The organism is Fibrobacter sp. UBA3718 (assembly GCF_002371935.1).
Lineage (GTDB): Bacteria > Fibrobacterota > Fibrobacteria > Fibrobacterales > Fibrobacteraceae > Fibrobacter.
Genome location: NZ_DFHR01000003.1, coordinates 1 through 26270, shown reverse-complemented (window position 1 = coordinate 26270; position 26270 = coordinate 1). Strand labels below are relative to the sequence as shown.

Here is a 26270-nt window from a genome sequence, read left to right as displayed (position 1 = left end):
ATGAAGAAACTCGTCCACGACCGTAAGATCTGCCACGCCTGCGCAGGCTGCGTAGGCGTGTGCCCCAAGATGGCGCTCGACATGTTCGGGCTCGACCTGCAGATTGATTCCGAAAAGTGCGTGCGCTGCGGCATCTGCGTGAAGGCGTGCCCCGTCGGTGCGCTCACGATTACGGAGGTGAACGATGCTTGATTCCCGTTACGATGTCGTGGTGATTGGCGCAGGGCCCGGCGGCTCCGTTGCCGCAAGGAACTTAGCACGGGCGGGGCACAAGGTATTGCTCCTCGAGAAGCGCGAACGCATCGGCTTCCCGGTACGGTGCGGGGAGGCGAGCACTACGCTGGCCGACCTCCAGACATACGGCCCCATCGACGAGAGCTGCATCGAGAGCATCATCAACGGGCTCTACATTTACGGCCCGAACGGCGTGAACATCGAAGTCCCGAAACCGAACACGGGCATCATGCTCAACCGCGAAATCTTTGACCCGTGGCTCGCAAAACTTGCGGCCGACGACGGCGCCCAGGTAGAGACCTGCGCACGCGCCGAATTCGTGGGCGACGTCGAGGGCGATGCCCGCATGGTGCGAGTCGTGCTCGGGAAAGGCAACGGCGACGGTAGCGTGACCGAAACGGGCACGCAGGAAATTTTTGCGAAGATGGTCATCGCGGCCGACGGCGTGGAAAGCCGCATCGGGCGCATGGTGGGCCTCAAGAGCGTCCAGGACCCGCGCGAGACATGCACGGGAGTCGACATCCAGGTGCAGGGACTCTTGACCAAGCCCGACTACCTCACCTTCTGGCAGGGACACGACTTTATCAACGATGGCTACATCTGGAGTTTCCCGAAGCAGAAATCGAACGTCACGAACTTCGGCGCAGGGTTCCTCGCTGCGGGCAAGCATGCGGGCAACATTCTCGAAATCACGATGGAATGGCTCGAGAAGCTCTTCCCGGGGGCAAAAATCAACCATACCGTAGGCGGGCTCGTACCTGTTTCCAGCACGCTCAAGGACTACACGCTCGACCGCCTGGCCCTCGTGGGCGACGCCGCCCACCACACCAACCCGCTCACGGGTGGTGGCATCGCTGCCGCGATGAGGGCCGGCCGCTTCTGTGCCGAATACGTGGACCAGGGATTGAAGGCGACCTCCGGAGAGGCCGCGGCACTCAGCCGCAACTTCCTCAAGCAGTACGAAAAGCGCTGCTACGAGTACTTCGGCAAGACGCACGATTTCGAATACAAGTTCCGCAGGTTCCTGCTCGCCATCAATCGCGAAGACCAGATTGGCCTCTACAAGGTACTGCAGGGGTTCGCCCTGAGCGGGTACAAGAAGAGCGCCTTCCTCAAGACGCCCGTCCAGACCGCCAAATACCTGTACAAGTTCTGGAAGTTCAAGTAAGCGGTCTTCGGCGACCACCCCTTTGTCGCTAATCACAATAATTAGGCATTCCGTACACTAGGTGAAAAATGTATTGCACCTGGCGTTCCCATATGTTATATTTTTATTATCGTAAACTTATGATTTCTGCAATCTTTTCAAAAGAGCCTCTCATGGATAAAAAGAACGGCTTCACCCTCATCGAAATAATGGTCGTTATCGTCATTATGGGCGTACTTGCCGCAGTCGGCGTGCCAAAACTATTCGGCATGATAGCCAAGGCCAAGACCACGGAACTTCTCTCTGCAGCAGGCTCCTACATCCATCTTGAAGACGCATACCTGCACCAGGAGCGCGGCGTAGGTTCCTGGAAAGACATCGGCTATACCGCACCCGGGAACGGAAAAACAAGCAACTTCGAATACGGGGACTGCCAACAAGACGAATCCTCCAGCGAGAGCGGCAATTCCTTCATCGGTTGGCACGCAACAAGCCTCTCCAGCCTCAACGAATGCCCCACAGGCAGCGCCTGGGCTATTGTCATCACACCCGCCAATCAGCAAATCGCATATTATTCCCAAATAGCCTCTTCAGCGGAATGCGCGACCTTCTCTAGATACTGGGAAGTCGGCGACATCAACATTGGTGGCTGCACTGCAACAGCGACTCAAACCGCCCAGCAAGGCACAAGCAACAATCAAGCCTCCGACGACAATCAAGCATCAAACGACGACTCGTCAAGCGGTTGCAAAACTAGCAATGGAAACGGAGCAGGACTCCAGCACGCATATGGCCAACAAAAGAAATGTAACCCGGATGCCGAAAAACCTGGCAATGGAAATGGAAATGGAAAAAATAAGGACAAAAATCCCTAGCCTACGCCAGTCCTTATTTCCGCTATATAACTTTTAAAAAACGTCAGCCGGCGTTTGCGCCAATATTCGGTTGTATATAATCCGCTTGCCCTTCACGCCGTCGCTTGCGCACACATGTTCAAAAGGCGGCTTGAGCATCGATGCCACGAGATGGGCAGCGACGGATTCCGCGAACACGGGGCGGATTCTCGCAGGTAATATCGCGAGATGCCTGCCAAAAATCTTCTGCATCAGTTCTTCGCCGAACCGCTTGTCCTTGTGCTTTCCGAGCAGTAGCGACGGCCGCACGAGCGTGAGCGCCTCGAAACCAATCATCGTGAGGCCTTCCTCGAGCATTCCCTTCAGGCGGTTGTAGAAGAACGGCGAATGCGAATTCGCTCCCTGCGCACTCATACACAGAAAATGCCTTACGCCCGCCTTCTTCGCGACGGCTGCAAGCGATAGCGGGAGCCTCACATCGATTTTCTCCTGCGCGGGCTTGCTACCCGCCTGCTTGATAGTCGTGCCGAGGCAGCATATCGCCGCGTCGAGGCCCGCAAACTTCTCGCGCAGCTTGTCCACCTGTTCAAAGTCGACCACGTCGAAGTCGATTTTCGCGGCACCCTCTAAAATACCGGTTTCGGCGGGCTCGGGCACGCGACGCACCGGGCAGTACACATGTTCCACCTGGTCAAGGCGCACCAGGAGTTTCAAGACATTTTTTCCGACAAGGCCAGTCGAACCGAAAAGCGCAACTTTCATACCATAAATTTAGTCCTTTACGCAGCGAACGGAATTTCCAAAGCCCCGTCCCCTATAACTAAAATAAGGGGCAATTTCATTATCGACCAAATTCATCTCGTAAAGTTCCTTGTTCGCATTTTCCGTGGACCCCCAAAAGCCTGTACCAACAGTCTCTTCAGAGAATCCTTCATCATCCCCCGTGGTCCCCCCATCGAACCAAGTACCGGCAGGCAGTGCCGAAAAACCGAAAGCATCCGAACCATTGCCACCGTCATTCCAACCGCTTTTCGATTTCAGTTTCTCACCCGCAATTTTTCACCGCCGACAGTCTTTATCAAAATTCTGAATTCTTCCATACTGGGCAGGTGCCAGCCTGCAGGGCACGCCTTCAACGCAGCATCCCTCGTGTAAAGGCGACCATATTTTTTGCAGTTGCTAGTATCGTTGTTGTAACAATAGCTGTCTGCTATTTCGTAATCCAGGTTCTCGGCCATCCAGGTCTGCGCGCCAATTGTAGTTGTCTTGTAGACGCGACCATCGCGCGGGTCTTTCAACACATTCTCCGCCTCGTTACACCCGATAAGGGCAACCGCCATCAGCGCAATCAAGATGAAAAAGAACCTTTTAGACATGTTTTAAATATATGTTATTTAATCAATTTGAGTTCAAAAATACGTCCCTTACATACTATTTTGCCTGTTGAGGGGCTTTAGTATGTAATTTTCGCAAAATCACAAATAAACTAACAATCAAAAAAGCACTTTTAACAGTTTATTTTACATACTAACAAAGCATTTTCCGACATCTAGTATGTAAAGCATCACGCGAATTCCCCCACACGTCCACATTCTTACATACTTTTTCATCTCTTTTGCCGTTTTAGTATGTAAGAGTGTCAAAAAAGCCCCCCAAACCATGTGCAAGCCACCTCTTAGGACGACTTTTCTTTTTTATCTTTATCATTATGGCATTCTTCACGAGATCGAACCTAGACGACCTGCGGCGCGAAGCGGACCAGCTTTCCATCTGCGTCGAACATTTTTTGTACGCCTCCGAAATCGTGCCCGAGTGGGACGAGAAAACCAAGGGGTTTTACGATAACTGTATAGAAAAATGCAACGGCCGACTCAAGGCCATCCACTTCCTGATGGAAAACATCCGTACGCAGAAAGAATCGGCCCCAGAATCCGAAGACCCCTAGGACATCCCCGCTAGGTTGCACTCAGTAGTCCAAACCAAATGCCCATAGCGAAACAGTGTTGAGGAATCCGCGGTCAAAAAGAGAACGATATGCTTGATTGGCTTTTTGGGAAATCTTATCAGTATCTAGTATTGATAAACTATGATAGATCTTTTAAGATCTCACGAGAATTACTCGATGCAATTTGTGCTTATCCAGCAAACGCATTCAAGCCTCGCAAGTATCATTTCTTGACTGAAAGATATAATGATATAAATGTTCCCGCAAAATCCATTTCGGAAGTCAAATTCAGTTCCATGATATCGGCTTCATTGTATTTTGAAACTTCAGAAGGCATATTAGATTGGCTCAATCTATTGCATATAAGTGATGGACACCCCAAAGGTTACAATGAGGTATATGTTCTTTTTGAAAATCCAGATATTTCAAATTTCATTTTGTATTTGAAAGATTTTTTCGCAGCTGATTATGGCTATGTTTGTAAAGCCAAGAATTGCCAAAGTAAATGTATCAGCAATGTTGTGTCTAATGGCGACTCGTGGCAAGCCTATCATAAAAAAATTCTTCAAGGTTGTATAAGGGATATCTATCCTGTCAATATTCTGAACTCCGCCTATGTTCAAGATTCCTTGATAAATAAAATCAAAGAGGATGAACGAATGGGGAACTTGGATTCATCCGTCGACGGATATATAATATGGAACGTTGAACCATCAAACATCCGCTACGTGCGCCGCGTCTGCAAGAAAATGGGGCTGTTGATATCTGCAATGCGAGTACCCACCGAGTTTGCAAGAAAATGTTTGGATGAAATTGTGGGTAAACAAGAATAGCCGCTCGCAAGCATGTTTTGCCCCCGCTTTTATTAAAATCCTTTTACATACAGGACAGTTTTTTCTAAATTTACCGCCGTAAAATCGGGTTTCCCGAACCAGTTTAAACCATAAACCCATAGGCTTAGTCATGGCAAAAGCAACCAAGAAAGCAGAAGAAGTCGAAGTGCTCGGCACCGACGCGGAATCGTTCCGCAAGGCGTTCACCGACCACATCCACCACACGCTCGCCCGTAACAAGGTGACCGTGACCGACCACGAAAAGTTCCTCGCCGTCGCATACGCCGTCCGCGACCGTCTCGTGGACCGCTGGATCAAGACCCAGGAGACCTACTACAAGCAGGACGTGAAGCGCGTCTATTACCTCTCCCTCGAATTCTTGATTGGCCGCACGCTCGGTAACTCCGTGCTGAACCTCGATGTCGAAAGCGCCGTCACCGAAGCGCTCGACGAAATCGGCATGACCCTCGAAGAACTCCGCGAACAGGAAGTTGACGCGGGCTTGGGTAACGGTGGCCTCGGCCGCCTCGCCGCTTGCTTCCTCGACTCCATGGCAACGCTCGAACTCCCGGCCACCGGCATGGGCATCCGCTACGAATACGGCATGTTCAGCCAGAAGATTGTGAACGGCGAGCAGGAAGAACAGCCGGACAACTGGCTGCGCCTCCCGAACCCCTGGGAAATCGCCCGCCCGGCCAACGCCATCAAGGTTCCGTTCTACGGCTACGTGGTGAGCTGGATGGACGAGAAGGGCAAGCTCCGCAACCGCTGGGAAACGAAGGACTACGTGCTCGCCCTCCCGTACGACACCCCGATTCCGGGCTACAAGAACAACACCGTGAACAACCTGCGCCTCTGGAGCGCGAAGTCCACCGACGACTTCGGCCTCAGCTACTTCAACAACGGCGACTACATCGCCGCCGTGCAGGACATGGAACTTTCCGAAACGATTTCCAAGGTGCTGTACCCGAACGACTCCTCCATGAACGGTAAGGAACTGCGCCTCAAGCAGCAGTACTTCCTGTGCTCCGCCTCCCTGCAGGATATCATCAAGCGCTTCAAGAAGCTCCATGACGGCGATTGGAAGAAGTTCCCCGAGAAGGTTGCCATCCAGCTGAACGATACGCACCCGGCAATCTCCATCGCCGAAATGATGCGCATTCTCCTCGACATCGAGAACATGGAATGGGACGAAGCCTGGGACATCGTCACCAAGACGTTCGCCTACACGAACCACACCCTGATGCCGGAAGCCCTCGAGAAGTGGCCGGTCAGCCTCTTCGAGAAGCTCCTCCCGCGTCACCTCCAGATCATTTACGAAATCAACGCACGCTTCCTGCGCATGGTCAGCATGAAGTGGCCCGGCGACAATGCACGCCTCGCCCGCATGAGCCTCATCGAGGAAGGCGGCTGCAAGATGGTCCGCATGGCCTACCTCTCCATCGTGGGTTCGTTCGCCGTGAACGGCGTGGCCGCACTCCACTCCGACCTCCTGAAGACGACGCTCTTCAAGGACTTCTACGAACTGTGGCCCGAAAAGTTCAACAACAAGACGAACGGCGTGACGCCGCGTCGCTGGGTCCGCAAGGCCAACCCCGCCATGTCGAGCCTCATCACCAAGAAGATTGGTGACAGCTGGGTCAAGGACCTCGACGACCTGAAGAAGCTCGAGAAGTTCGCTAAGGACGCCGCATTCCAGAAGGAATTCATGGCAGTCAAGAAGCAGAACAAGGAACGCCTCGCCAAGTACCTCAAGGCTACGCAGGGCGTGGATGTCGATACCGATACGTTCTTCGACGTGCAGGTGAAGCGCATCCACGAATACAAGCGCCAGCTGCTGAACATCCTCCATGCCATCCACCTGTACATCCAGGTGAAGGACGGCAAGGAAATCCTGCCGCGTACCATCATGATCGGTGGTAAGGCCGCTCCGGGTTACTGGATGGCTAAGCAGATTATCCGCCTCGCGAACGCCGTCGCCGCCATCATCGACGCCGACCCGGTCTGCAAGGGCAAGCTCAAGATGGTGTTCCTCGAGAACTACCGCGTCTCCTTCGCCGAGAAGATTATCCCGGCGGCTGACCTCTCCGAACAGATTTCTACCGCGGGCACCGAAGCCTCGGGTACCGGCAACATGAAGTTCGCCTTGAACGGTGCGCTCACCATCGGTACGCTCGACGGCGCCAACGTGGAAATGAAGGAAGAAGTCGGCGACGAAAACATCTTCATCTTCGGCCTCACCGTGGAAGAAGTCACCGACCTGCTCGCCAAGGGCTACCGTCCGCGCGACTTCTACGAGAAGGACGACGACCTGCGCCGCGTGATTGACCTCATCGGTTCCGGCTTCTTCAGCCCCGACCGTCCGGACCTCTTCAAGCACATTGCAGACAAACTCCTCACCCACGACCCGTACATGCTCTGCGCCGACTTCCGCAGCTACGTGGACATGCAGGCCAAGGTGGCGAAGGAATACCAGAACAAGAAGGCATGGGCCGAGAAGGCTATCCTCAACGTGGCACGCATGGGCAAGTTCAGTTCCGACCGTACCATCAAGCAGTACGCCGAGGAAATCTGGCACGCCAAGCCCTGCAGCATCAAGCTGTAAGTTAGACGAAAGATTGCAGGTCCCGGAGTCATCCTGAACAGCAAGGGCGCTGAGCCTAAGATGTTCGCCTGCGCGAACATGACGACTGTAGAAAGTCCCGCGAGAAATCGCGGGATTTTTTATTCATTTTTTTTGCAAGCGCAAGATTCGTCCTTATTATAAAAACGAAGCTATGCGAAGCAAATGGAAAAAATACTTATTGCCGAGAGGCGATTTTCACGCAGTCAGCCGCAATCCGAGCAATGCGCTTGCCCCAGTCACCGCAGGCTCCGTCCAAAAGCTTGAGGAAGAACCTGTGTTCGTTCTCGAGCGAGTCGGGAATGTGGGCGATTTCCCCGTTGTCGAGATATCGCGCAAGGCTCACGGTGTAATTGGAGCCGGGAGAACCGCCCTGCCGGCCATAACTCACGGAAATCGTGCGTACATCTACGTCGCTGTCGCGGTTCACGTAAAAATCCGCAGTCACGCCCTTGTAGGGCCCGCGCGCAACCTTCAAATACAACCTTGCCCTATCGCGGGATTCGGCAGATGTCTTGAACGAGATATCGACATCTTCGTACCGGAACAGGGTGAAGAACAGGCTCAGGTCGTGAACGAGCAGGTCAAGCGATACGTTTACGTCGCGGCAACGTTCAGAATACTTGTGCTCGCGCCGAAATTCCAGGCGCACGTTGCCCGCGGGCAGTTTATCACCGGCAATAAGCATATCGCCAGTTCCTAATTGTTTATCGCCGGCCTCAAGACGCGCGTTCAGTTCCGCAAGGAAATGCTTTCGGAAATTCAGGAATATCGGATTGAAGCATTCCGACTGCGCGACAAAAAGAAGCGTATCGTTTTTCGCAGCCAGGTCGACGAGTTCCTGCGCCTCCTCGCCGGAGGTGGCAAGCGGTTTTTCAACCAGCACGGGAATTTTACGCTCCAGGAAGAACTTCGCGTAGGCATAGTGCGTCGATGCCGGCGACGCGATTACCGCAAAGTCTGCGGGCAGCCCATCTGCAGTCCCGCACGTTAATTTATCAGTAATCTCGTCAAATTCTTCTTGATTGTCCGCAGCAGCGATAAACTTCACACCACACGCTTCAAAACGCGCGCGATGCCGCTTGCCCATGGTGCCGTTCCCGACAAGAATTGCATTATACGGTTTCATCGCGCGACCTCATTGAACGGAGTATTTCCCGCAAGGTCAACTTCACGACAAGCCACCCGATGTCCCTCGGGCATGCCCTTCAAGCAATACGCATGGCAGTAGCGGTCTCCTTCCGTCAGCTGGCAGGCAGGCAATTCAAAGAACCTGTATTCCGGTCGCGGGCCTTCGTGATCGAGCATAATGCCATCGGGCGTCACAGAAAGCGTGAACTTGTCCGGTGAGAGCGCCATCCCGCGCCCGGTCACCTTCATGTAGCATTCCTTCAGCGTCCAGAGCCTGCAAAAAGCAATATCCTGCGCATCGCCTTCCGGGAAAGAACGTATCCACGCGTTCTCGGATTCCTTGAAGAAGCGTTCCGCAAGGCGGGAACGCCCCGGACGCACGCGCTCCACGTCGCAACCCGCCTCGTAGGGCGAAATAACGCACATCACGCGCGTCTTGGAATGCGAGAGGTTGAAGTGTATATCCGGCTCATCGCGAAAAGCGGGCTTCCCGTTCTCGCCGAGCACCACATGGGCGTCTGCGCCTTCAATCCCGAAATCGCGACAAGCGATACGCAACAGCAGGCCCACCCCAAGCGACTGCGCACGGCCACCCGGGAACTTGAAACGCATCGCCTTCTCGCGACGATACTCGGGCACCTCCCCAAGCAGCCTTTCAAAAACTGCCGGGTCGTTCAAGGCCGAAATATCTGCCGTATAGACGAGCGTATCCATACCGCGCAATATAGCAATTTAGGCCTATTGCACGCCATACCGCAAAGATTTATATTTTACCACATGGACATCAAGAAGACAAACGCGGCGCGCATTCTCGACCGGCAGAAAATCAGTTACGAACTCATCCCCTACAAGGTCGACGAGAACGACCTCGGCGCACAGCACGTTGCCGACAGCCTCGACGAAGACATCAATCAGGTATTCAAGACTATCCTCGTTCACGGCGACAAGATCGGCTACCTCGTGTGCGTTGTGCCGGGGAACCTCGAAGTAGATTTGAAGGGCGCCGCCAAGGTGAGCGGCAACAAGAAAATAGACACCGTCCCACTCAAGGACCTGACTCCGCTCACCGGCTACATTCGCGGTGGCTGCAGCCCGCTCGGCCTCAAGAAGAACTTCCCGATTTTCATTCACGAGACAGCGATGCAGTTCCCGTTCATCTACGTGAGCGCGGGCGAACGCGGCCTGCAACTGAAAATCGCGCCTGCCGACCTCGTAAAGGCGACGCGCGCGACCGTGGGCGCGATTGCTAGAATCCCGCCCGAAGCTCCGCAGGACTAGTTTCTTTACTTCACCGAGATGCTGCGGACGTTCCCGCCCTGCTTCACCAGGAAGATGCCGGAATGGAACCTGGCCTTGATTGCAGTAGTCAAGTCCACATCGTTTTCCGTCTCGAAGGAAGTGAGGAACTTGCCCTGAGCGTCAAACACAAGCGACATGCTGCTGCCGGTTGTCATCGGGCGAACTTCCTGAATAACCGTGGTCGACGAACTGCTGACCTCAGGAGCAACAGAAGAACTCGACGGCGTATCACTTTCGATATAGACCTTCGCATAGGGGAAGTCATATTCTCCTTTGGCTTTTGCCCCTTCGGAGTTTCCTGCTTCACCAAGAATCTTTGCCTCGTGCATCTTGCCCATCTTCATGCCGAGTTCTTCCCACTTCTTGAAGTGGGCCGTAATGTCGATGGTACCGCAGTCGCGCTTCGAAGTACGCACACTGAAATACTGCTTGAAGTACTTGTTGTCTCCATCGATGGAATAGGAGGTACGGTCGCCTTCGTAAACCGTATACTTCGCTCCATCAATGTCATAAACGCCATGTTTCTTTGCTGAGGATCCCTGGGCCACCCAATCGCCGGGCATGTAGTCACTGCCGGTGTTATCGACGATGTACCACTCCACCAGCGGTTCGCGGGTCCAGCCATAAATACCGATATAGGAATACTGGATTCCCGAAAGATTGTTCTTGACCAACTTGAAATCCGCCTTCATGTGGCCAAGTTCTGTATGGGTTTTGTCGCTATTGAAAGAAAGCCCCGCGCGGCAAAGGTAGTCCTTGGCGCCGGTCATCTGGCAGTTGAAAGAGCCGTCGTCGTAGAACGTCGCGGAACCACCGTTGCCGCCTTCGTTCCAGAGTTCATATCCGATACCGTTGCTGAACGAACCCACATTGTTCGTGGAGACCTCCACCTTGGAACCGCTATGGGCGGCAGTGTTGCAGAAATCCTGCGCAAACGCATTTGCAGCCAGGGCGCACATGGCAACCAGGCCATACTTGAGAATAGCTTTCATACAAACATCCTTTTTTCTAGAAATCTACTACAATAAGTATCTTTTGCAGAGCGCATACATCGCCCCCATTATTCCAAGTTGGAGTATCCAGGGCACTGACGCAGGAATTTAGGCTATATTTAAAGAATGTTCCAAAAGTTCACAGCGCCCCTTGTAATCGCCACGGCAGCAAGCGCCGCCTTTTTCGCGTGTTCCTCCGATTCGAGCAGTTCCGGCCCCGCAGAAGAACCGCCCGCGAGCAGCAGCGACAAGATTGCCACGAATTCTTCGAGTTCGCTTCGACTCAGCTCAGCGAACTTATCATCCTCTTCAATAGATGTTTCCGTCTCCGCCGAGATATCCTCCAGCGACAAGGCCACTGATAAGGTTGGTGAGCCTGCCGAACCAGCCGAAGTGTACCTGTGGCACGACGAATTCGACTCAATCGACACCACCACATGGACATTCGAGACAGGAGCGAGTGGCTGGGGCAACAACGAGTGGCAATACTACACCGGCCGCAGCGAGAACGCCTTCGTGCAAGACGGCATCCTCCACATCCGCGCGAACAAGGAAGATTACGAAGGCGCAAAATACACGTCGGCCCGCATGATTACCAAGGGCAAGTTCAGCTTCACCTACGGCACGGTAGAGGCCCGCATCGCGCTACCCGTAGGCAAGGGAATCTGGCCCGCATTTTGGATGCTAGGCGAAAACATCGACGCAGTCTCCTGGCCCGCCTGTGGCGAAATCGACATCATCGAGGCGGTAAACAGCGAGAACGTCGTCTACGGCACCAACCACTGGCAAGCCGGAGGGAACCAAGCCGACTACGGCAACAACACCAAGGATTACTACGGCACGAGCAAGGAACTCGACATCACGCAGTTCCACAACTACAAGATGGTCTGGAACGAAAAGCTCATCGCGATGTACGTCGACGACTTCAAGTACCAAGAAATCGCCATCGAAGACGCGAAGGACGGCCTGGAGGCATTCCACAAGCCGCAATTCTTCATATTGAACGTAGCCGTCGCGGGCAACTGGCCCGGATTCGAGGTAGACGATTTGCAGTTTCCGAACGAGATGCTCGTGGACTATATCAGGGTCTCGCGATAAGCGGCAACGGGAAATTCAGCGTTTCAGAAATTCGAGAATCCTATCCTTGTATTCCTTGATTTCGTCGAAGGCAGCATGACCGTACCCCTCGAAAACCTTGTACTCACAAGGGACACCCGCAGCGTTTAGCTTGTCTACAATCTTGTCGGAAGCAACCGGAAGGACTACGCGGTCCTCACTTGCGGCAAGGACCAGCACCGGACACCTGACATCTGCAAGCATATCGCCGGTATCGACGTTGTCGCATTCACGGGCGAATATGGCAAAACGGTCCATTTCGGCATCAGAAACATCCTTGTACATGGCACGGAGCGCACGACTGTAGCGTTCGGCGAACTTCACCGAGAAACAGTCGCGGATGAAGGCATCCACCAGTCCTTCGCGGTCATGCGCGCGGGCAAGGCGAGCCCAGTTTCCGATTATTTCGAGCTGTTGCGGTTCAGGTTTGGAAGTCGAACAACCGAGAACAAGTTTCCACACGAGTTCCGGATGCGTCGCAGCAATATGCTGGGCCACCATGCCACCCTGCGACACGCCGTAGAGGGCGACATCCTTGAGTCCGAGCGCCTGCATGGCAAGCACCTGGTCGCGGGCCATGTCTTCGAGCGAATAACCCGCCTCAACATCCTTGCGTCGGTCAAAAAAATACAGCGTAAAATCCTCGACAAACATCTTGTAGGGCACCTGCAAGGACGCAGCGGATTTCATTACACTCTTGATGGCAAGCCCGGGAATGACAACCATTGCACGCGGACCGTTGCCGAACCGCGCATATTCCATTTCGAATCCGTCCGTGCGGACGCACTGTACAAGACTTTCGCTCATGCCCTAAAGATAACAACAACTTGACACAAGAGTCTTCCTCATGCGTAGAATAAGGTATATTATGAACGATGTTTGAAAAATTCAAAACAAGATTGATTATATGGGCGATCGTAACCGGGATATGTTTGATTCCGGGAATAATCTTTATCGGCACAGATATGGTCTATAAATTTTTTATCGAAGTCCCGCTCGTTACGGCAATACCGATTCTTATCTTCGGGAAAATACCTAAAAGCGATCAATCCATTGACGATTATTTAAATCAAGACGAAACGGACGCATTTGACAAGGCCCTAGGGCTAAAGCCCAAAAAAGAATCCTTTGACGAACTTATCGCAAAAAAGAATACAGCGAAAGCGCCTTCTAAACCCAGTCAAAAACAGCCTCATAATCATCAGAACAAACTTTGAATAAAGTCTTCTACCACCTTCCTGGACTGTTCGAATTTTACGACCTGTACAAGGCCTTCTTGCCGCTATGGCGCGAGCACCGGGAATACTTCTACGACTGGTGCGATATCGGCTCCATCTACGGAGCGCCTAGCGACTGCCTCTGGGGCGGCGGGCGCGTCGGTTTCGGGGATGCCGAACCGGAAAAGGTTATGGCACTCGTGAAGGAATACGGGATTTCGGCACGGCTCACCTTCAGCAATTCGCTAGTTCGCGAGGAGCACCTTGATGATGTAGAGTGCAACAAATTGTGCAGGATGTTCGAAGGCTCGGATACAGGGCTTGTCGATGGAAGGAACGGCGCCGAGTTCGATGCAGGTTTGGACGGTGCCGGCATCATCGTCCACTCGGATCTTCTGCTCGATTACATCAAGGCTAAATATCCCGAATTCTATTTTGTCTCCTCGACCACGAAGGTGATTACTGACTTTGAGCAGTTTGTCACCGAACTAAACCGCAACGAATTCAGTTACGTGGTGCCGGATTTCCGCCTGAACAAGCAATTCGGCAAGCTGAACGCGCTTACGGACGCACAAAAACAAAAGGTCGAGTTCCTATGCAATGAATGTTGCTGGTTCGGCTGTTACGACCGCAAGGCCTGCTACGAGAACGTGAGCCGCAAAAGCCTCGGCGAAGATTGCGCAGACCATAAATGCGTCTCGCCCACCGCCCAGAGGGGCTACCGATTCTCCGACGCGATGAAGAACCCCGGCTTTATCGGGATTGACGACATCCAAAATGTGTACGCGCCTGCGGGATTCCGGCACTTCAAAATCGAAGGGCGTAGCCTCGGTAGCGCCGTCATCCTGGAATTCCTGCTTTACTACATGACCAAGCCCGAGCACCAGCTCAAGGTGCGCGAAGAGATTTACCTGGACAGTTCGCTGGATTTGTTCTAGCGCAATCACGCAAATATTGGGCAACTGCATTTTTTATAAATGTCATGTTTTGACATTCTGTTTATTTATATTTGATCGTGAGCAGTACAAAAGCGACATCAAACGCGAGGGGGCCAATAAAACTTTTTCTTAGAAGCAAGCACTTATAATTGTATTTTGGCATAATTTTAAAGTTATTTAGCGTATTGACAATTTGTAATACAATTTGTATATTAATTATGAAAATCATAAAACACGCATTTGAAAAATTCGATGAGAGAACATTCACTCCCGAAATGGCTGCAAAACTCGTCCATGGCAGATGTTTGTTTAGGCGTTCAAATTCTTTTCCAGACCGATACATAGCAATCGGAGAGGTAGATGGTAAAATATGGTCAGTCGTACTAGGAAAAGACCTGTACACAGTCGTCACGGCAAGGCGTGCACACAAAGACGAGGAAAATCTATGGCATTCAAGGTAATGGAAAAGCCCGACATGACGGAAGAAGAACTCCGCTATTTTAACGAGCACGATTTTGCAGAGGAATTCCGCAAGGGTTTGGAAGATGGCACAACGATCGTCAGCAACGGCCCCTGGGAAGAAACCGTAAAGGAAATCAAGGCCCGCAAGGCCCGCGAAGCAACGAAAATGGCATCTTTCCGTTTACCGACTTGGGTCATTGAAGGGCTGAAGCGCAATGCAGCAAAAGGCGGCGTCAAGTACAGCGAATACGCCATCGAGGTCTTGTCAAAGGCCGCTGTATAAATTTATATTCAAGATATGAAACTCCTCAACCAGTTCAGCTATACGGAACTCATGCCCGTCCTCTCGACAGAGGGGATGAGGGCGCTTGACAAGGCGGCCAAGGAAGCGCTCGCCAAGGACGTTTGCCAGACAGACGCCCCAATTGAAGGTGAGACGTGCGTGGCGATTGAGGCCGGTTATGAACTGATGAAACAGGCGGGAGCCGCGCTGTTCCAGAAGGTGGTCGAGGTTTTAGATGCTTATCGCGGGACTGGAAATGCGCCGCGATCGGTGGCTGTATTTGTCGGCGGGGGTAACAACGGAGGTGACGGGCTCGTACTCGCGAAGTTGCTTATCGAAGCGGGAATCCCCTGCACAACGTATTCACTTGCTGCCGCGGACAAATTCCAGAACGAAGCCAAGATGGCTCTGGATGATTTTGTGCAGGCAGGCGGCCGTTTAATTCCGTATTCGCCGGCAGCGGAAAGTTTGTCGCAGGCAGGAACTGCACCGCGCACGCCGCGGTTCGCGGATTTTGACCTGATTGTAGATTGCATGCTCGGGAACGGCGCGTACGGCGAACTGCGGGAACTGTACGCAGCCGCGGTCCGCGACATTGCCGCATCAAACATCCCGGTTGTCGCGGCCGACGCACCCACCGGTTACGACTCACAGGAACACGTGCGCCGGGAACCCTGTACCCGCGCATGCGAAACCCTCCTGTTCGGGTTCCCGCGGCTGGATGCATACACGCGCGAAGGCGGGCCCGCTTTCGGGGAAGCCTCCATCGCCCCGCTCGGCTACCCCGCAGGCATCGTCGAGCAGTTCAGCGAGAACACGTTCCTCGCCACCGAGGCGCTCATTCCGCAAATGTTGTCCGAGCGCGACGACTGGGGCGACAAGCGCACCCAGGGCTGCGCCATGATTGTCGCAGGTTCCGGCGATATGCCGGGAGCCGCCGCGCTCTGCACGCAGGCCGCCCTCCGGAGCGGCGCCGGCCTCGTGACCCTCGCGAGCCCCGAAGCCGTGATGCCCGTACTGCAGGCGAAACTTTCGGAACCCGTATTCGTAAACCTGCAAGATATCGCAGGTCAAGATGCGGATTCCACGGACGACCGCGCCACAGCGCTCTCGCCCGCGCACATCCCGCAAATTCTCGAGAAGGCGAAGCACAACCAGGCACTCGCCATCGGGCCGGGGCTAGGGAGCGCCGAATGCACGCGCGACGCCGTCATCGAGATACTCCCGCAAGTCAAGTGTCCGACAGTCATCGACGCCGATGCGCTGAACGCCATTGCCACGCTCAACAAGACTTCGGCAAGCCCTTCCTCGGGGGCAGCATCGTTCCTTCACAGCATCGCCTCCGCGGCCGTGCTCACCCCGCACCGCCGCGAATTCGAAAGGCTTTTCGGAGCGCTCCCGACAAACGATATCGGCATACCGAAACTACTCCGCGACATCGCCCGCAATACGAAGAAGGTCATCCTCCTGAAGGGCGCGCCGACCTTCGTCGCGAGCCCCGACGGACGCGTGTTCATCGTGCCCGCACATAACTCGGGCCTTGCCAAGGGCGGCTCCGGCGACGTTCTCACGGGAATCATCACAGCACTCCTCGCACAAGGCTTGTCCACCTGCGAAGCCGCCGTACTCGGTGCGTTACTGCATCAAAAAGCGGGCCGCATAGCCCGCACAAAAATGGGAGCATTCAGCATGCTCCCAAGCAATGTCATCAACGCGTTGCCGCAGGCGTTTAACTAATCAAGATGCACATAGAAAAGCGTATAGTCAAAAAAGAGGGTGAACTCAGCCCTAAAACCAAGGCGAAACTCGTCGCTCTCTTGGGGCTATCCGCCGCTTTTTCGATTTCGGCATTCGCTTCGACCCAAGAACAGAAGGAGTCGGCAGATTCTACGAAAACGGCAAGCACCGTTTCGCCATCGGCTCTTTCCTCATCATCGTCCTTGACAAGCAACGACTCCACTTATTACGGGCCAATCGGCGGAGAAATGGACGACATCGTTTCTGAAGACGATGCGGTCAACAGCCTAATTCAAGACGGTGATTTACGGCATCACCTATAACTACTAACGACACCGAGAACGATTACTTCATCTCAGGCACGAGTTTGTCCAGCGCCGCTTCGGATTCGGCGTTGAGCGAGGACTTCACCGTCACCACAGTTTCGGCGAGCGTCACGTTCTTGAGCGTTGAGAGGATTTCGGTCATCTTCTTTGCGGCCATCGGAGCCCACGTGCCGTTTTCGATAACGCCCACCTTGCGGTTGCTGTAGTTCTTCGCCTTCAGGTGGTTGAGGAAATCTTCCATCACCGGGAAAAGGCCCGCGTCGTATGTGGGAGCGGCGACCACCATGCGGTCGTAACGGAAGGCGTCTTCGATGACTTCGGCCATGTCGCTACGGGCGAGGTCAGAGACCACGACCTTCTCGACACCGGCGGCGGTCAACTTCTCGGCGAGCTTTTCGGCAGCCTTCTTGGTGTTGCCATAAATGGATGCGAACGCCACGAGCACGCCCTTGTCTTCTGGAGCGTAGCTGCTCCAGGTATTGTACTTGTCGATGTAGTAGCCAAGATTTTCGGTGAGTACCGGACCGTGCAACGGGCAAATCGTCTTGATGTCAAGCGCGGCGGCCTTCTTGAGAACGGCCTGCACCTGGTTGCCGTACTTGCCCACGATATTGAAGTAGTAGCGGCGGGCTTCGCATGCCCAGTCGTCCGGATCGGCATCGTACACGCCGAACTTGCCGAACGCATCGGCAGCAAACAGCACCTTTTCGCTCTGTTCGTAACTGAACAGGACTTCGGGCCAGTGCACCATCGGGGCTCCGATAAACTGCAACGTGTGGGCGCCGAGCGAAAGCGTTTCACCTTCCTTCACGGCCTGCATTTTGGTTGTCGCGGGCAGCGCAAAGAACTGCGGCAACAGGGCGAAAGCCTTCGCAGATGCAACGAGAGTCGCCTCCGGGTACTTCGCCACGAAATCGGCGATGCCGCCAGCGTGATCCGGCTCCAGGTGATGAATCACCAGGTAGTCCGGCTTGCGGCCAGCGAGAGCAGCGTCTAGATTGGCAAGCCACTCGCCCACCTTGTGCGCGTCCACCGTATCCATCACGGCAATCTTCTCGTCAACAATCACATACGAATTGTAGGCCATGCCTTCGGGCACCACGTACTGGCCCTCAAACAGGTCAATGTCCTTGTCGTCGACACCGATGTACTTGATATTCTCGCTAAAGTTCTTCATGATTTTTCCTTTTTGTGGAAAGTTAAAAAATTAGTCCTTTACGCAACGAACAGAGAACCCGATGTCCTTGCCGTCGTTGTCCAGGCTCGCACCGTCGTAGCTGTAGCCCAAGTACATGAGGTACGCGTAGTTGCCATTACTCACAGTAGAACTCCAGAAGTACGCGTAGTAGCCCTCGAAGTCGTAATACCCATTGTAGTTCCTGAGGCCAGCAGGCAACGCCGAGAAGGAATAGGCATCCGTGCCGTTGCCGCTGCTGTTCCAGCCGCTAGTGGACTTGAGCATCTTGCCCGCCGTACTGGAACCGCCAACTGCGGTAAACAGCGTTTTCCATTCCGTCTGCGTAGGCAGGTGCCAGCCCTCAGGACAAACTCCGCGCACCGGATATGTCGGCGAGCAAGTCTTATTATAGCCGCAGCCCTTGCCGTTTGTAGACCACGTTCCCACACTGTCCATCGCCGCAGCCCAGGTGTAAAGTCGGCCATATTTGGTGCAGTTGGATGCATCGTTGCTGTAGCACCAGCTAGTAGAATCGGAGGTGTAGCCGCTATAGTTATAGGGAACACCAGTGTAAGCATAGTTCAGGTTCTCCGCCATCCAGGTCTGCGTACCGATGGTGACAGTCTTGTAGGTTTGGCCATCGCGCGAGTCAGTAAGAGTCCCTTTGACGGGTTCAGTAACCTTACTAGATGATGATTCTGCTTCTTCCGAACTGCTAGATTTAGATTCACTGGATCCTTCGCTACTGCTCAGGACGACGTCTTTCGTAGAACTACTACTGGACACGCTTGTCTCGCTAGAATTTGATTTCGGTGAGATGCTAGAACTGCTTTCGTCCTTTTTGCTAGAGGATGTTTCTGCTGTTTCACCGTCGTCCTTAACACAACGGACGGAGTACGTGGCATACTTATCTTGGTTGAACACGTTCGTATAGTCGTCGGTGTAATACATGTACATGCTGTACGCGTAGTCGCTATTGACCTGATTAGAGCTCCAGAAGTACGCACGCTCGCCCACAGCATCGAAAGAACCATTGAAATACCCATAGCCTGCAGGCAACACCGAGAAGGAATAGGCGTCCGTCCCGTTCCTGGCAGCGTTCCAGCCGCTAGTAGACCTGAGTATCTTGCCCTCATCGGATTCGCCAACTGCGGCAATCAACGTATGCCATTCCGTAGTCGTAGGCAAGTGCCAACCCTCGGGGCAAACGCCACGCACCGGATAAGTCGGCAAGCACAACGTTCTAAATCCGCAGATTTCGCCGTTCGTGCTCCATGTTCCCGCACTGTCCATCGCCGCCGCCCAGTTGTAAAGGCGACCGTACTTGGTGCAATATTCAGCGGAATCTTTATAACAAAAGCTTTTCACGCTCTCGTAGTTCAAATTCTCCGCCATCCACGTCTGGGTACCGATGGTGACTGTCTTGTAGGTTTGGCCGTCGCGTTCATCAGTTATGGTTCCCTTAACTACAGTTGACGGATCCACATAGCCCTCAGGAAAACTGCTACTAGACGAAGACTTCGTGGAACTGGAAGAACCCTTGCTACTTGACGAAGTCACAGACGACGAGGAACTGGCATTTCCCTGCTTTTTACTAGACGACGACGCATCATCGCAGTCTTCACACACGCCGGAAGACGAGTCATCTGAAGGACGTGTCACAAAATCGCTGTCATCGTCAGCGCAAGCGGCAAGACACAGGAATGCCGACAGGACTAATATTCTCCATTTCATAAAGGCCCCCATTTGAGAGACAATATAACAAAGAATTAGCCACGCAAAAAAAACACCCGCAAGGGTTTGCCTTGCGGGTGTCGGTGTTTATTGGAGGAGAACTATTTTAGCGGATTTCCACCACGCGGGTCTCGGCGCCGACCCGCACAATGTAGCGGCCCGCACCGGTCATCACCGCCACGAAATTCTCGCCTACCGCCTTGCGGCAGAGTAGGCGCCCCTGCATGTCGAATACTGCGACCGGAGCGGATTCCACACCCACAATACTCAGTTCGCGACCCGACACGGAGAGGTACCAGCGAGATGTTTCAGCGAAGTGTAATCCCATACCTTCTTCGCTGCTGCTGGACACACTTGTCTCGCTATCGCTCGACTGCGGTGTGACGAGCGAGGAGCTGCTGCTGGACGCCACAACACCGGAGCCCGCCACGACGGTAATGGTCCCGCTCTTCGAGGCATTCGTCGTAGCGCCCGTCGTAGTAACGGTGAACTTGTACGCACCCGGCGCCACCGTCGCAGAGACCGTTCCCGAAATGTAGAAGTCAGAACCCTTGAGCGTACCCGACACGCCATCCGGAAGCCCCGTCACCGTGGCACCCGTCGCGCCCGCAATCGTGTAGTAGAATTCCATAATCGATTCGCCCGCAGCAACAGTCTGCGTGGTGCTGCCCGAGCCATGCTTGGTGAGGCTCGCCTCGCCCGCGACAGTACCCTGCGACGAACTGGACTTTGCGACACTGCTGCTCGACTTCACGGAAGAACTCGATGCCACGCTGGAGCTCGACTTTGCGCTGCTCGAACTTGCCGGAGTCACCACAGGACTGCGGCCCGGATCCGGGAGAGTAGCACCTGCATACAACTTAATTGAATCGCGCAGGGCATACGCCTTCGCCTGCGTGTTCACGTCGGTAAGGCTCATGGAATAGCTCGGCTTGAACGCCGTGCCCGTACCAGCCTGCGGTTTCTTCACGTTTTCTTCGTAATTTTCGATCATCTGCGCTGCCGTGATGGCACCGTCGCTCGTGTAGAGGTCAAGCGCCTTCTGCACGCCAATGAATACGTTCCTTTCGATGCGGATATCCGCCTCGATGGCGGCACGCACGCAGTAGCTCGCATCCTTGCTGTCGAAAAGGTTGTTCGCCACATGCACCTTGCCAAAGCGCACGCGAGGCATGCGTTCCACCACGCCGTCCGCCCACCACGTATGATGAATCGTCACATTCAGGTGTCCGCGGTCGCTCGTCTTTGTCTTGCTGTTGCCAATCAGGTTACTGAACTGATGACCGCTCGACGCCGAGGTATAGCTGAACTTGGTCCACGAAATCGTCACAAAGTCCGAGGCGTTGGTAATGTCCAGGTTGCCGTCGTGACCATCGTAAACATCCACGTGGTCAATCCACACGTTCTTCGACTCGTGATTCACCTGCAGGCAATCCTCGTCATCATCGTCGTGCGCGCCGGCGCCCTTGAATTTCAGGTTGCGGATGATGACGTTCTTCGAGCCGCTCAGTTTCATGGCGCTGCCCGAAGTGGGCTGCGCGATGATGGCGCCCTGGTAACCGTAAATCGTCACGTTGCTGCCGACCTCGACGGGGCCCATGTACGTCCCCGGCTTCACATAAATAATCTTGTTGCCCGCCTTGGCGTAGCTCTTAAGGTCACTCACGTTGTCCACCGTGACCTCGGAATAGCCCTTGCCACCCGTGGTGCCGCCATTCTGCGTGGCAAATCCCGCCATCGGGAAATCCGGCGAGGTGACCGCGAACGTGGAGGTTGCAAGAGTCGCCCCGAGCACCACACCCGCGACAAGCATCCTGGACCATTTTGACTGTGTTTTTTCCATAACATCCATCCCTTTTTTTCGAGAACGCGTCAATATGTTCTCAAATTCTTTCTCAAAATTTATATTCAAAAACACCAAAAGTCAATATGAATTTTCGTAAATTATGTAAATTTTTAAGTAAAATTGCTTCAAAATAGCACAAAAATGTTCTCAAATTTTACAGAATTTTTGAGAACATCAAGGCAAATCGACCCAAAAATGCAAAAAATCAACCCATTTCGCCACATCAGAAGACTTGGTCGTCCCTATCGCCATTTTATGGCATAGAAGATTTCTACATTCAAGCCATGGCCGAAAAGACTTTATTATTGCTCGACTCCTACGCGCTTGCGTTCCGCATGTTTTACGCCTACTCGCAAAACCCGCTCAAGAACAGCCAAGGCGAAGACGTTTCCATGATGCACGGTTACTGGGGTGCGGTGCTCCGCATTTTGGCCAAGCACAAGCCGACGCATTTTGCGATTGCACGCGATGTCGCGCACACTAAGACTTTCAGGCACGAACTTTACCCCGACTACAAGGCGAATCGCGGGCCCATGCCCGAAGAGATGGCGGCGCAGATGCCGCTGCTGGGCGAAAGTCTCGAGGCTAGCGGAATTCCGCTGCTTTCGGAACCGGGCTACGAGGCGGACGACGTGATGGCAAGTACCGCGGTGGCTGCGGTCGAGGCGGGATTCGACAGTGTCGTGATTCTCAGTAAAGACAAAGACATGTCGCAGATCGTGACAGACAAGATTCACCTTTTCCACCTGACGAAGGGCGCCGATGGAATAGATTTTGGCCCCGAGCAGGTGATGGAAAAGTACGGGCTCCCGCCGGAAAAGATACGCGACTACCTCGCGCTCATGGGAGATGCGAGCGACAACGTCCCCGGCGTACCGAAGGTGGGCCCGAAGACGGCCATCCAGTTGCTGAACGATTACGGCGACATGGACAACCTGTACGCGAACCTCGACAAGATTACCAAGAAGGGATTGCACGACAACCTCGCGAACAACCGCGAGAAGGCATTCCTGAGCCGCGAACTCGTGACGCTCCAGACCAAGCGTGCATTCAGTGGAAACCTGGACGCACTCGAATACAACGGCCTGCACGTGGATACGCTCGCGCAGATGTTCAAGGACCACGAAATCAATAGTTTGTTGCGCCTGCTCGAGAAGGTCCCGAGCAAGGCGGGTTTTGTAAGCGACGGCGAACCCGTTGCCGCAAGTTTCCCCGTAGAAGACTTGCCCACATACATCTGCGTCGATACCGATGAAGTTTTTGAGCAGATGAAGGCTGAATTTGCGGCTGCAAGTACCGTGGGCATCGATACCGAAACGGACGGGCTCGATCCGATGCAATGCAACATCGTGGGCCTCTGCCTTTCGGCAGACCCGGCGAAGGGTTACTATGTCCCGCTCGCGCACACCGATGAAATCGGGTTCCCGCTCCCTGCAAGCAAGGGCGGCAACTTCGACTTTAACAAGGTCGCGACCTGGTTCAAGGAATTGATTCAGTCGCCGCGCGAGCTCGTGTTCCACAACGCGAAATTCGATTTGCACGTTCTCGCACGCGCGTTCAAGATTCCGCAGGCAGACATCGACAACGCAAACATCGTCGACACGCTGATAGCCGCCTGGATGCTTTCTCCGGGACAATCGGGCCTCGGGCTCGACAACCAGGTGATGCAACGCCTGCAGCACGAGATGATTCCGATAGAGAACCTCATCGGGCGCGGCAAGAACCAGATTACGTTCAACCGCGCGCCCATCAAGGATGCGACGGAATATGGCGCCGAAGATGCAGTCTATACGCTGCGCCTGTGGGAACCACTCAAGAAGGAACTCGAGAAACTCGACTACGTGAAGTACTTCTTCGCGCAGGAAATGCCGCTCCTGAAGGTGCTCTACCAGATGGAAACGGTCGGCGTCGCGATTGACGTTCCGGCCCTCAAAACGCTGGAGCAGGAACTGCAGCAGCGCATAGAAAAACTCGAAAGGGAAATATGCGACATGGCGGGAGTCGAGTTCAACATCGGCTCGCCAAAGCAGCTGGGCGACGTGCTTTTCGATACACTCGGGCTTCCCGAAATCAAGAAGCGCAGTACCGATGCCGTCGTTCTCGAAGAACTGAGTTTCAAGGCGCCGCACCCGATTGTTTTTTCCGTCATCGAGTACCGCGAACTCAAGAAGATGCAGAGCACCTACATCTCGGTGCTCCCGACGCTCATCAATCCGGACACGCGCCGCATCCACACAAGCTTTATCCAGTGGGGTACCGCGACAGGCCGCCTCTCGAGCCGCGATCCGAACCTGCAGAACATTCCCGTACGCAGCGACCTCGGCAAAAAGATTCGCGCCGCATTTATCCCGCAGAGCAAGGATAACGTAATCCTTGCGGTGGACTACTCGCAGATTGAACTCAGAATGCTCGCGCACCTGAGTGGCGACGCTGCACTCATCGAAAGCTACAAGGAAGGCATCGACATCCACGCCCGCACCGCCGCCGCGATTTACGGGGTGGATCTCGACGCCGTCACGAGTGACATGAGGCGCGACGCAAAAGTCGTGAATTTCGGCGTGCTTTACGGGATGACGGCCTTCCGCCTCGCCCGTGACCTGAAAATTCCGATGTCGCAGGCAAGGGATTTTATCGACGGTTACTTCGGGATGTACCAGGGTGTACAGCAGTTTATCGAAGATACCAAGGCGGCCGCCCACCGCGACGGCTACGTAGAAACGCTTTCGGGCCGCCGCCGTTACATCGCAGGTATCGACAGCAGCGACCGCATGGAATCGCAAATGGCCGAGCGCATGGCCGTGAATACTCCCGTCCAAGGCTCCGCCGCCGACCTCATCAAGATTGCGATGATCCGCATCCAGAAGCGCATCAACGAAGAGAACCTGCCGCTCCGCATGATGTTGCAGGTGCACGACGAACTCGTGTTCGAATGCCCCCGCGACCAGGTGGAAGCGATGGCCCAGATGGCGAAATCCGAGATGGAAGGCGCCATGGAACTGAAGGTTCCGCTCGTGGCGAGCGTCGGCTTCGGCGAGAACTGGCTAGAGGCGCACTAAGCGACCGTTCGGCTCACACTCCCGTAAGGCTTCTCCGGCTTCGCCTCACTCCCACCTAAAGGTGGCCATGTACACTAAGCGCTAAAGCGCAAGTGTCCAAAGGTCGCCGACACGACTCGTTAATACGAGTCGCTTACGGCTCACCAAGCGCGCGAACTTGCCTACGCCTATTCCGCGTCCTTTATGCAGCGGACGCTATACGCATCCGTTATCTTGCCTCCCGAAACGGAGCTCGTAACAAAGTTTACTTCCTCGCTAGACAAATACAACGCTTCATACTCGTTCAGCGAGCAGTCCTGTGCATACCAGAACCATGCTTCCTGCGTAGCGCTTCCATACGAGTTCTCTCCATACATGATTCCGCCAGGGAGAGCCGTAAAGCCCAACACATCCGTTCCATTATTGACATTGTCTGAATAATCTAACCAGCCATCCTTCGCCCGCAAACCACTCTGCGGGTCACCACCCATAAGCACTATAAAATTGTACAACTCGAACCAATCCGATATCGACGGCAAATGCCAACCCGCAGGGCATACCTGGCTAGACAATTCGCAGGAATAGAAAGAGCCGTAAGCGTCGCACTGTTCTGCCTCATTGCCGTAGCACCAGCGGTTCCCTTCCAGTTCGGGCTTTGCAACCGAATCCCTGTAGTCCAGGTTTTCAGCCATCCATGTCTGGCCCCAGATGTCGATAGTCTTATACACCCTGCCATCGCGCGTATCCATGAACGAGCCATATTCCCACGCGGTCGAATCTATTTTCCAGCCGTCTTCGCCACACACGAAATGCGTATTGTTCACCGTAATTTTCTTGCCGTAGATATAACTGGTACAGCCCAAATTCAGGCTCATTTCCCTCTCCGTAGGCAACCGGAATCCGCCATTCTCGCAAACATAAATGCGTCCAGTCGCATTATCGTGCTTATTATGGAAAGAACCGTCCCCATATAGCCCCGTCGCGCTACACTCATCCCGGTCTTCGTAGGTATCATTGTATATCAGCGGAGCCGTTTCCCATTGCATGTGAACCGCACGCCACGACACGTAGCGACACACATAGTATTCACCTTCATACTTCACCTTGGACGTATCACCCTCTACCATGCACGGGGAGCCTCCCAAAGAATAGAGGATGCTATCCATCTTGGTTCCCTCGCGCCAATGACCATCCTGGAACACACAGTAGCGGCCATTTGACGGACATTCCACGACTGTGCCCTCGTCGTAATCAGTGCCCAACATTACCTGGTCCACTACGGAATCACTTGTCGCCACCCAAGTGCCATTATCGCAAGTGTACCATACGGATTTAGACGAC

The 26270-nt window shown here is 54.0% G+C and carries 26 protein-coding genes; 15 read left to right on the top strand and 11 right to left on the bottom strand.

The window, feature by feature from the left end:
• The 3 genes from B4A77_RS00510 to B4A77_RS00500 all read left to right on the top strand — a co-directional run bounded on the left by B4A77_RS00510 (position 1) and on the right by B4A77_RS00500 (position 2256).
• Positions 1-192, top strand: a complete 192-nt coding sequence (locus B4A77_RS00510; protein WP_290737332.1) for a 4Fe-4S binding protein — start codon at positions 1-3, stop codon at positions 190-192.
• Positions 185-1402, top strand: a complete 1218-nt coding sequence (locus tag B4A77_RS00505; protein WP_290737330.1) for a geranylgeranyl reductase family protein — start codon at positions 185-187, stop codon at positions 1400-1402. The genes B4A77_RS00510 and B4A77_RS00505 overlap by 8 nt, the downstream gene beginning before the upstream one ends.
• A 119-nt stretch (positions 1403-1521) precedes the next feature.
• Positions 1522-2256, top strand: a complete 735-nt coding sequence (locus B4A77_RS00500) for a type II secretion system protein (protein WP_290737328.1) — start codon at positions 1522-1524, stop codon at positions 2254-2256.
• Positions 2257-2289: 33 nt separating this feature from the next.
• Here the strand turns inward: B4A77_RS00500 and B4A77_RS00495 are convergent, their stop codons facing one another.
• Genes B4A77_RS00495 through B4A77_RS00485 form a run of 3 tightly spaced genes read right to left on the bottom strand, consistent with a single transcriptional unit; the run spans position 2290 to position 3611 of the window.
• Positions 2290-2997 carry an NAD(P)H-binding protein gene (locus B4A77_RS00495; RefSeq protein ID WP_290737326.1) on the bottom strand — a complete coding sequence of 236 codons (708 nt, stop codon included), beginning with the start codon at positions 2995-2997 and terminating at the stop codon, positions 2290-2292.
• Positions 2998-3006: 9 nt separating this feature from the next.
• Positions 3007-3276: an FISUMP domain-containing protein gene (locus B4A77_RS00490; protein WP_290737368.1), complete on the bottom strand. Its 270-nt coding sequence runs from the start codon at positions 3274-3276 to the stop codon at positions 3007-3009.
• Positions 3273-3611 (bottom strand): FISUMP domain-containing protein, encoded by a 339-nt coding sequence (locus tag B4A77_RS00485; protein ID WP_290737324.1) that lies wholly within the window; start codon positions 3609-3611, stop codon positions 3273-3275. The genes B4A77_RS00490 and B4A77_RS00485 overlap by 4 nt, the downstream gene beginning before the upstream one ends.
• Positions 3612-3943: 332 nt before the next feature.
• Here B4A77_RS00485 and B4A77_RS00480 point away from each other — a divergent pair, with 332 nt between their 5' ends.
• From B4A77_RS00480 to B4A77_RS00470, 3 genes are all read left to right on the top strand, one after another.
• Complete coding sequence (locus B4A77_RS00480; RefSeq protein WP_290732432.1) at positions 3944-4180, top strand: hypothetical protein; 237 nt, start codon at positions 3944-3946, stop codon at positions 4178-4180.
• Positions 4181-4269: 89 nt separating this feature from the next.
• Positions 4270-5013, top strand: coding sequence for a hypothetical protein (locus B4A77_RS00475; RefSeq protein ID WP_290732435.1), 744 nt, complete (start codon positions 4270-4272; stop codon positions 5011-5013).
• A 130-nt stretch (positions 5014-5143) separates the two neighbouring features.
• Complete coding sequence (locus tag B4A77_RS00470; RefSeq protein WP_290737322.1) at positions 5144-7618, top strand: glycogen/starch/alpha-glucan phosphorylase; 2475 nt, start codon at positions 5144-5146, stop codon at positions 7616-7618.
• A 196-nt stretch (positions 7619-7814) separates the two neighbouring features.
• Here B4A77_RS00470 and B4A77_RS00465 read toward each other — a convergent pair whose 3' ends face one another.
• On the bottom strand, positions 7815-8765 hold the full coding sequence (locus tag B4A77_RS00465; protein ID WP_290737320.1) for a Gfo/Idh/MocA family protein: 951 nt from the start codon (positions 8763-8765) through the stop codon (positions 7815-7817).
• On the bottom strand, positions 8762-9481 hold the full coding sequence (locus tag B4A77_RS00460) for a 4'-phosphopantetheinyl transferase family protein (RefSeq protein WP_290732442.1): 720 nt from the start codon (positions 9479-9481) through the stop codon (positions 8762-8764). Before B4A77_RS00460 ends, B4A77_RS00465 begins: the two co-directional genes overlap by 4 nt.
• Positions 9482-9544: 63 nt before the next feature.
• Here B4A77_RS00460 and ybaK point away from each other — a divergent pair, with 63 nt between their 5' ends.
• Positions 9545-10045 carry a Cys-tRNA(Pro) deacylase gene (gene ybaK, locus B4A77_RS00455; protein ID WP_290737318.1) on the top strand — a complete coding sequence of 167 codons (501 nt, stop codon included), beginning with the start codon at positions 9545-9547 and terminating at the stop codon, positions 10043-10045.
• A 5-nt stretch (positions 10046-10050) separates the two neighbouring features.
• On the opposite strand, the gene B4A77_RS00450 is transcribed toward ybaK, so the two are convergent.
• A complete protein-coding gene (locus B4A77_RS00450; protein ID WP_290737316.1) occupies positions 10051-11058 on the bottom strand; it encodes a glycoside hydrolase family 11 protein in 1008 nt (335 codons plus the stop codon).
• A 126-nt stretch (positions 11059-11184) separates the two neighbouring features.
• Between B4A77_RS00450 and B4A77_RS00445 the strand changes: the two genes are divergently transcribed.
• Positions 11185-12156, top strand: coding sequence for a glycoside hydrolase family 16 protein (locus B4A77_RS00445; RefSeq protein WP_290737314.1), 972 nt, complete (start codon positions 11185-11187; stop codon positions 12154-12156).
• 15 nt (positions 12157-12171) lie between these two features.
• On the opposite strand, the gene B4A77_RS00440 is transcribed toward B4A77_RS00445, so the two are convergent.
• Positions 12172-12981, bottom strand: coding sequence for an alpha/beta fold hydrolase (locus tag B4A77_RS00440; protein WP_290737312.1), 810 nt, complete (start codon positions 12979-12981; stop codon positions 12172-12174).
• Positions 12982-13049: 68 nt separating this feature from the next.
• Here B4A77_RS00440 and B4A77_RS00435 point away from each other — a divergent pair, with 68 nt between their 5' ends.
• The 6 genes from B4A77_RS00435 to B4A77_RS00410 all read left to right on the top strand — a co-directional run bounded on the left by B4A77_RS00435 (position 13050) and on the right by B4A77_RS00410 (position 17134).
• The gene (locus B4A77_RS00435) at positions 13050-13391 is read left to right on the top strand and encodes a hypothetical protein (RefSeq protein ID WP_173381761.1); all 342 of its coding nucleotides are present in this window, start codon (positions 13050-13052) and stop codon (positions 13389-13391) included.
• On the top strand, positions 13388-14329 hold the full coding sequence (locus B4A77_RS00430; protein ID WP_290737310.1) for a hypothetical protein: 942 nt from the start codon (positions 13388-13390) through the stop codon (positions 14327-14329). The genes B4A77_RS00435 and B4A77_RS00430 overlap by 4 nt, the downstream gene beginning before the upstream one ends.
• A 218-nt stretch (positions 14330-14547) precedes the next feature.
• The gene (locus tag B4A77_RS00425; RefSeq protein WP_290737308.1) at positions 14548-14790 is read left to right on the top strand and encodes a hypothetical protein; all 243 of its coding nucleotides are present in this window, start codon (positions 14548-14550) and stop codon (positions 14788-14790) included.
• Positions 14775-15074 (top strand): hypothetical protein, encoded by a 300-nt coding sequence (locus tag B4A77_RS00420; protein ID WP_072812312.1) that lies wholly within the window; start codon positions 14775-14777, stop codon positions 15072-15074. The genes B4A77_RS00425 and B4A77_RS00420 overlap by 16 nt, the downstream gene beginning before the upstream one ends.
• Before the next feature lie 15 nt (positions 15075-15089).
• Positions 15090-16811 (top strand): NAD(P)H-hydrate dehydratase, encoded by a 1722-nt coding sequence (locus B4A77_RS00415; RefSeq protein WP_290737306.1) that lies wholly within the window; start codon positions 15090-15092, stop codon positions 16809-16811.
• 5 nt (positions 16812-16816) lie between these two features.
• Entirely contained in the window at positions 16817-17134 is a 318-nt protein-coding gene (locus B4A77_RS00410; RefSeq protein WP_290737304.1) for a hypothetical protein, read from the top strand.
• Between the two features lie 22 nt (positions 17135-17156).
• On the opposite strand, the gene B4A77_RS00405 is transcribed toward B4A77_RS00410, so the two are convergent.
• The 3 genes from B4A77_RS00405 to B4A77_RS00395 all read right to left on the bottom strand — a co-directional run bounded on the left by B4A77_RS00405 (position 17157) and on the right by B4A77_RS00395 (position 21891).
• Positions 17157-18314 (bottom strand): FprA family A-type flavoprotein, encoded by a 1158-nt coding sequence (locus B4A77_RS00405; protein WP_290737302.1) that lies wholly within the window; start codon positions 18312-18314, stop codon positions 17157-17159.
• 30 nt (positions 18315-18344) lie between these two features.
• On the bottom strand, positions 18345-20048 hold the full coding sequence (locus tag B4A77_RS00400; RefSeq protein WP_290737300.1) for a fibrobacter succinogenes major paralogous domain-containing protein: 1704 nt from the start codon (positions 20046-20048) through the stop codon (positions 18345-18347).
• 106 nt (positions 20049-20154) lie between these two features.
• A complete protein-coding gene (locus B4A77_RS00395) occupies positions 20155-21891 on the bottom strand; it encodes a pectate lyase family protein (protein ID WP_290737298.1) in 1737 nt (578 codons plus the stop codon).
• Positions 21892-22178: 287 nt separating this feature from the next.
• On the opposite strand from B4A77_RS00395, the gene polA reads away from it, so the two are divergent.
• On the top strand, positions 22179-24950 hold the full coding sequence (gene polA / locus B4A77_RS00390) for a DNA polymerase I (RefSeq protein WP_290737296.1): 2772 nt from the start codon (positions 22179-22181) through the stop codon (positions 24948-24950).
• 167 nt (positions 24951-25117) lie between these two features.
• Here the strand turns inward: polA and B4A77_RS00385 are convergent.
• Positions 25118-26270: FISUMP domain-containing protein (locus tag B4A77_RS00385; protein WP_290737294.1), on the bottom strand; the 1153-nt coding region annotated here is incomplete at its 5' end.

Coding starts and splice junctions, on each gene's coding strand:
- B4A77_RS00510 (WP_290737332.1), top strand. CDS start 1: ATGAAGAAACTCGTCCACGACCGTAAGATCTGCCACGCCTGCGCAGGC.
- B4A77_RS00505 (WP_290737330.1), top strand. CDS start 185: ATGCTTGATTCCCGTTACGATGTCGTGGTGATTGGCGCAGGGCCCGGC.
- B4A77_RS00500 (WP_290737328.1), top strand. CDS start 1,522: ATGATTTCTGCAATCTTTTCAAAAGAGCCTCTCATGGATAAAAAGAAC.
- B4A77_RS00495 (WP_290737326.1), bottom strand. CDS start 2,997: ATGAAAGTTGCGCTTTTCGGTTCGACTGGCCTTGTCGGAAAAAATGTC.
- B4A77_RS00485 (WP_290737324.1), bottom strand. CDS start 3,611: ATGTCTAAAAGGTTCTTTTTCATCTTGATTGCGCTGATGGCGGTTGCC.
- B4A77_RS00480 (WP_290732432.1), top strand. CDS start 3,944: ATGGCATTCTTCACGAGATCGAACCTAGACGACCTGCGGCGCGAAGCG.
- B4A77_RS00475 (WP_290732435.1), top strand. CDS start 4,270: ATGCTTGATTGGCTTTTTGGGAAATCTTATCAGTATCTAGTATTGATA.
- B4A77_RS00470 (WP_290737322.1), top strand. CDS start 5,144: ATGGCAAAAGCAACCAAGAAAGCAGAAGAAGTCGAAGTGCTCGGCACC.
- B4A77_RS00465 (WP_290737320.1), bottom strand. CDS start 8,765: ATGAAACCGTATAATGCAATTCTTGTCGGGAACGGCACCATGGGCAAG.
- B4A77_RS00460 (WP_290732442.1), bottom strand. CDS start 9,481: ATGGATACGCTCGTCTATACGGCAGATATTTCGGCCTTGAACGACCCG.
- ybaK (WP_290737318.1), top strand. CDS start 9,545: ATGGACATCAAGAAGACAAACGCGGCGCGCATTCTCGACCGGCAGAAA.
- B4A77_RS00450 (WP_290737316.1), bottom strand. CDS start 11,058: ATGAAAGCTATTCTCAAGTATGGCCTGGTTGCCATGTGCGCCCTGGCT.
- B4A77_RS00445 (WP_290737314.1), top strand. CDS start 11,185: ATGTTCCAAAAGTTCACAGCGCCCCTTGTAATCGCCACGGCAGCAAGC.
- B4A77_RS00440 (WP_290737312.1), bottom strand. CDS start 12,981: ATGAGCGAAAGTCTTGTACAGTGCGTCCGCACGGACGGATTCGAAATG.
- B4A77_RS00435 (WP_173381761.1), top strand. CDS start 13,050: ATGTTTGAAAAATTCAAAACAAGATTGATTATATGGGCGATCGTAACC.
- B4A77_RS00425 (WP_290737308.1), top strand. CDS start 14,548: ATGAAAATCATAAAACACGCATTTGAAAAATTCGATGAGAGAACATTC.
- B4A77_RS00420 (WP_072812312.1), top strand. CDS start 14,775: ATGGCATTCAAGGTAATGGAAAAGCCCGACATGACGGAAGAAGAACTC.
- B4A77_RS00415 (WP_290737306.1), top strand. CDS start 15,090: ATGAAACTCCTCAACCAGTTCAGCTATACGGAACTCATGCCCGTCCTC.
- B4A77_RS00410 (WP_290737304.1), top strand. CDS start 16,817: ATGCACATAGAAAAGCGTATAGTCAAAAAAGAGGGTGAACTCAGCCCT.
- B4A77_RS00405 (WP_290737302.1), bottom strand. CDS start 18,314: ATGAAGAACTTTAGCGAGAATATCAAGTACATCGGTGTCGACGACAAG.
- B4A77_RS00400 (WP_290737300.1), bottom strand. CDS start 20,048: ATGAAATGGAGAATATTAGTCCTGTCGGCATTCCTGTGTCTTGCCGCT.
- B4A77_RS00395 (WP_290737298.1), bottom strand. CDS start 21,891: ATGGAAAAAACACAGTCAAAATGGTCCAGGATGCTTGTCGCGGGTGTG.
- polA (WP_290737296.1), top strand. CDS start 22,179: ATGGCCGAAAAGACTTTATTATTGCTCGACTCCTACGCGCTTGCGTTC.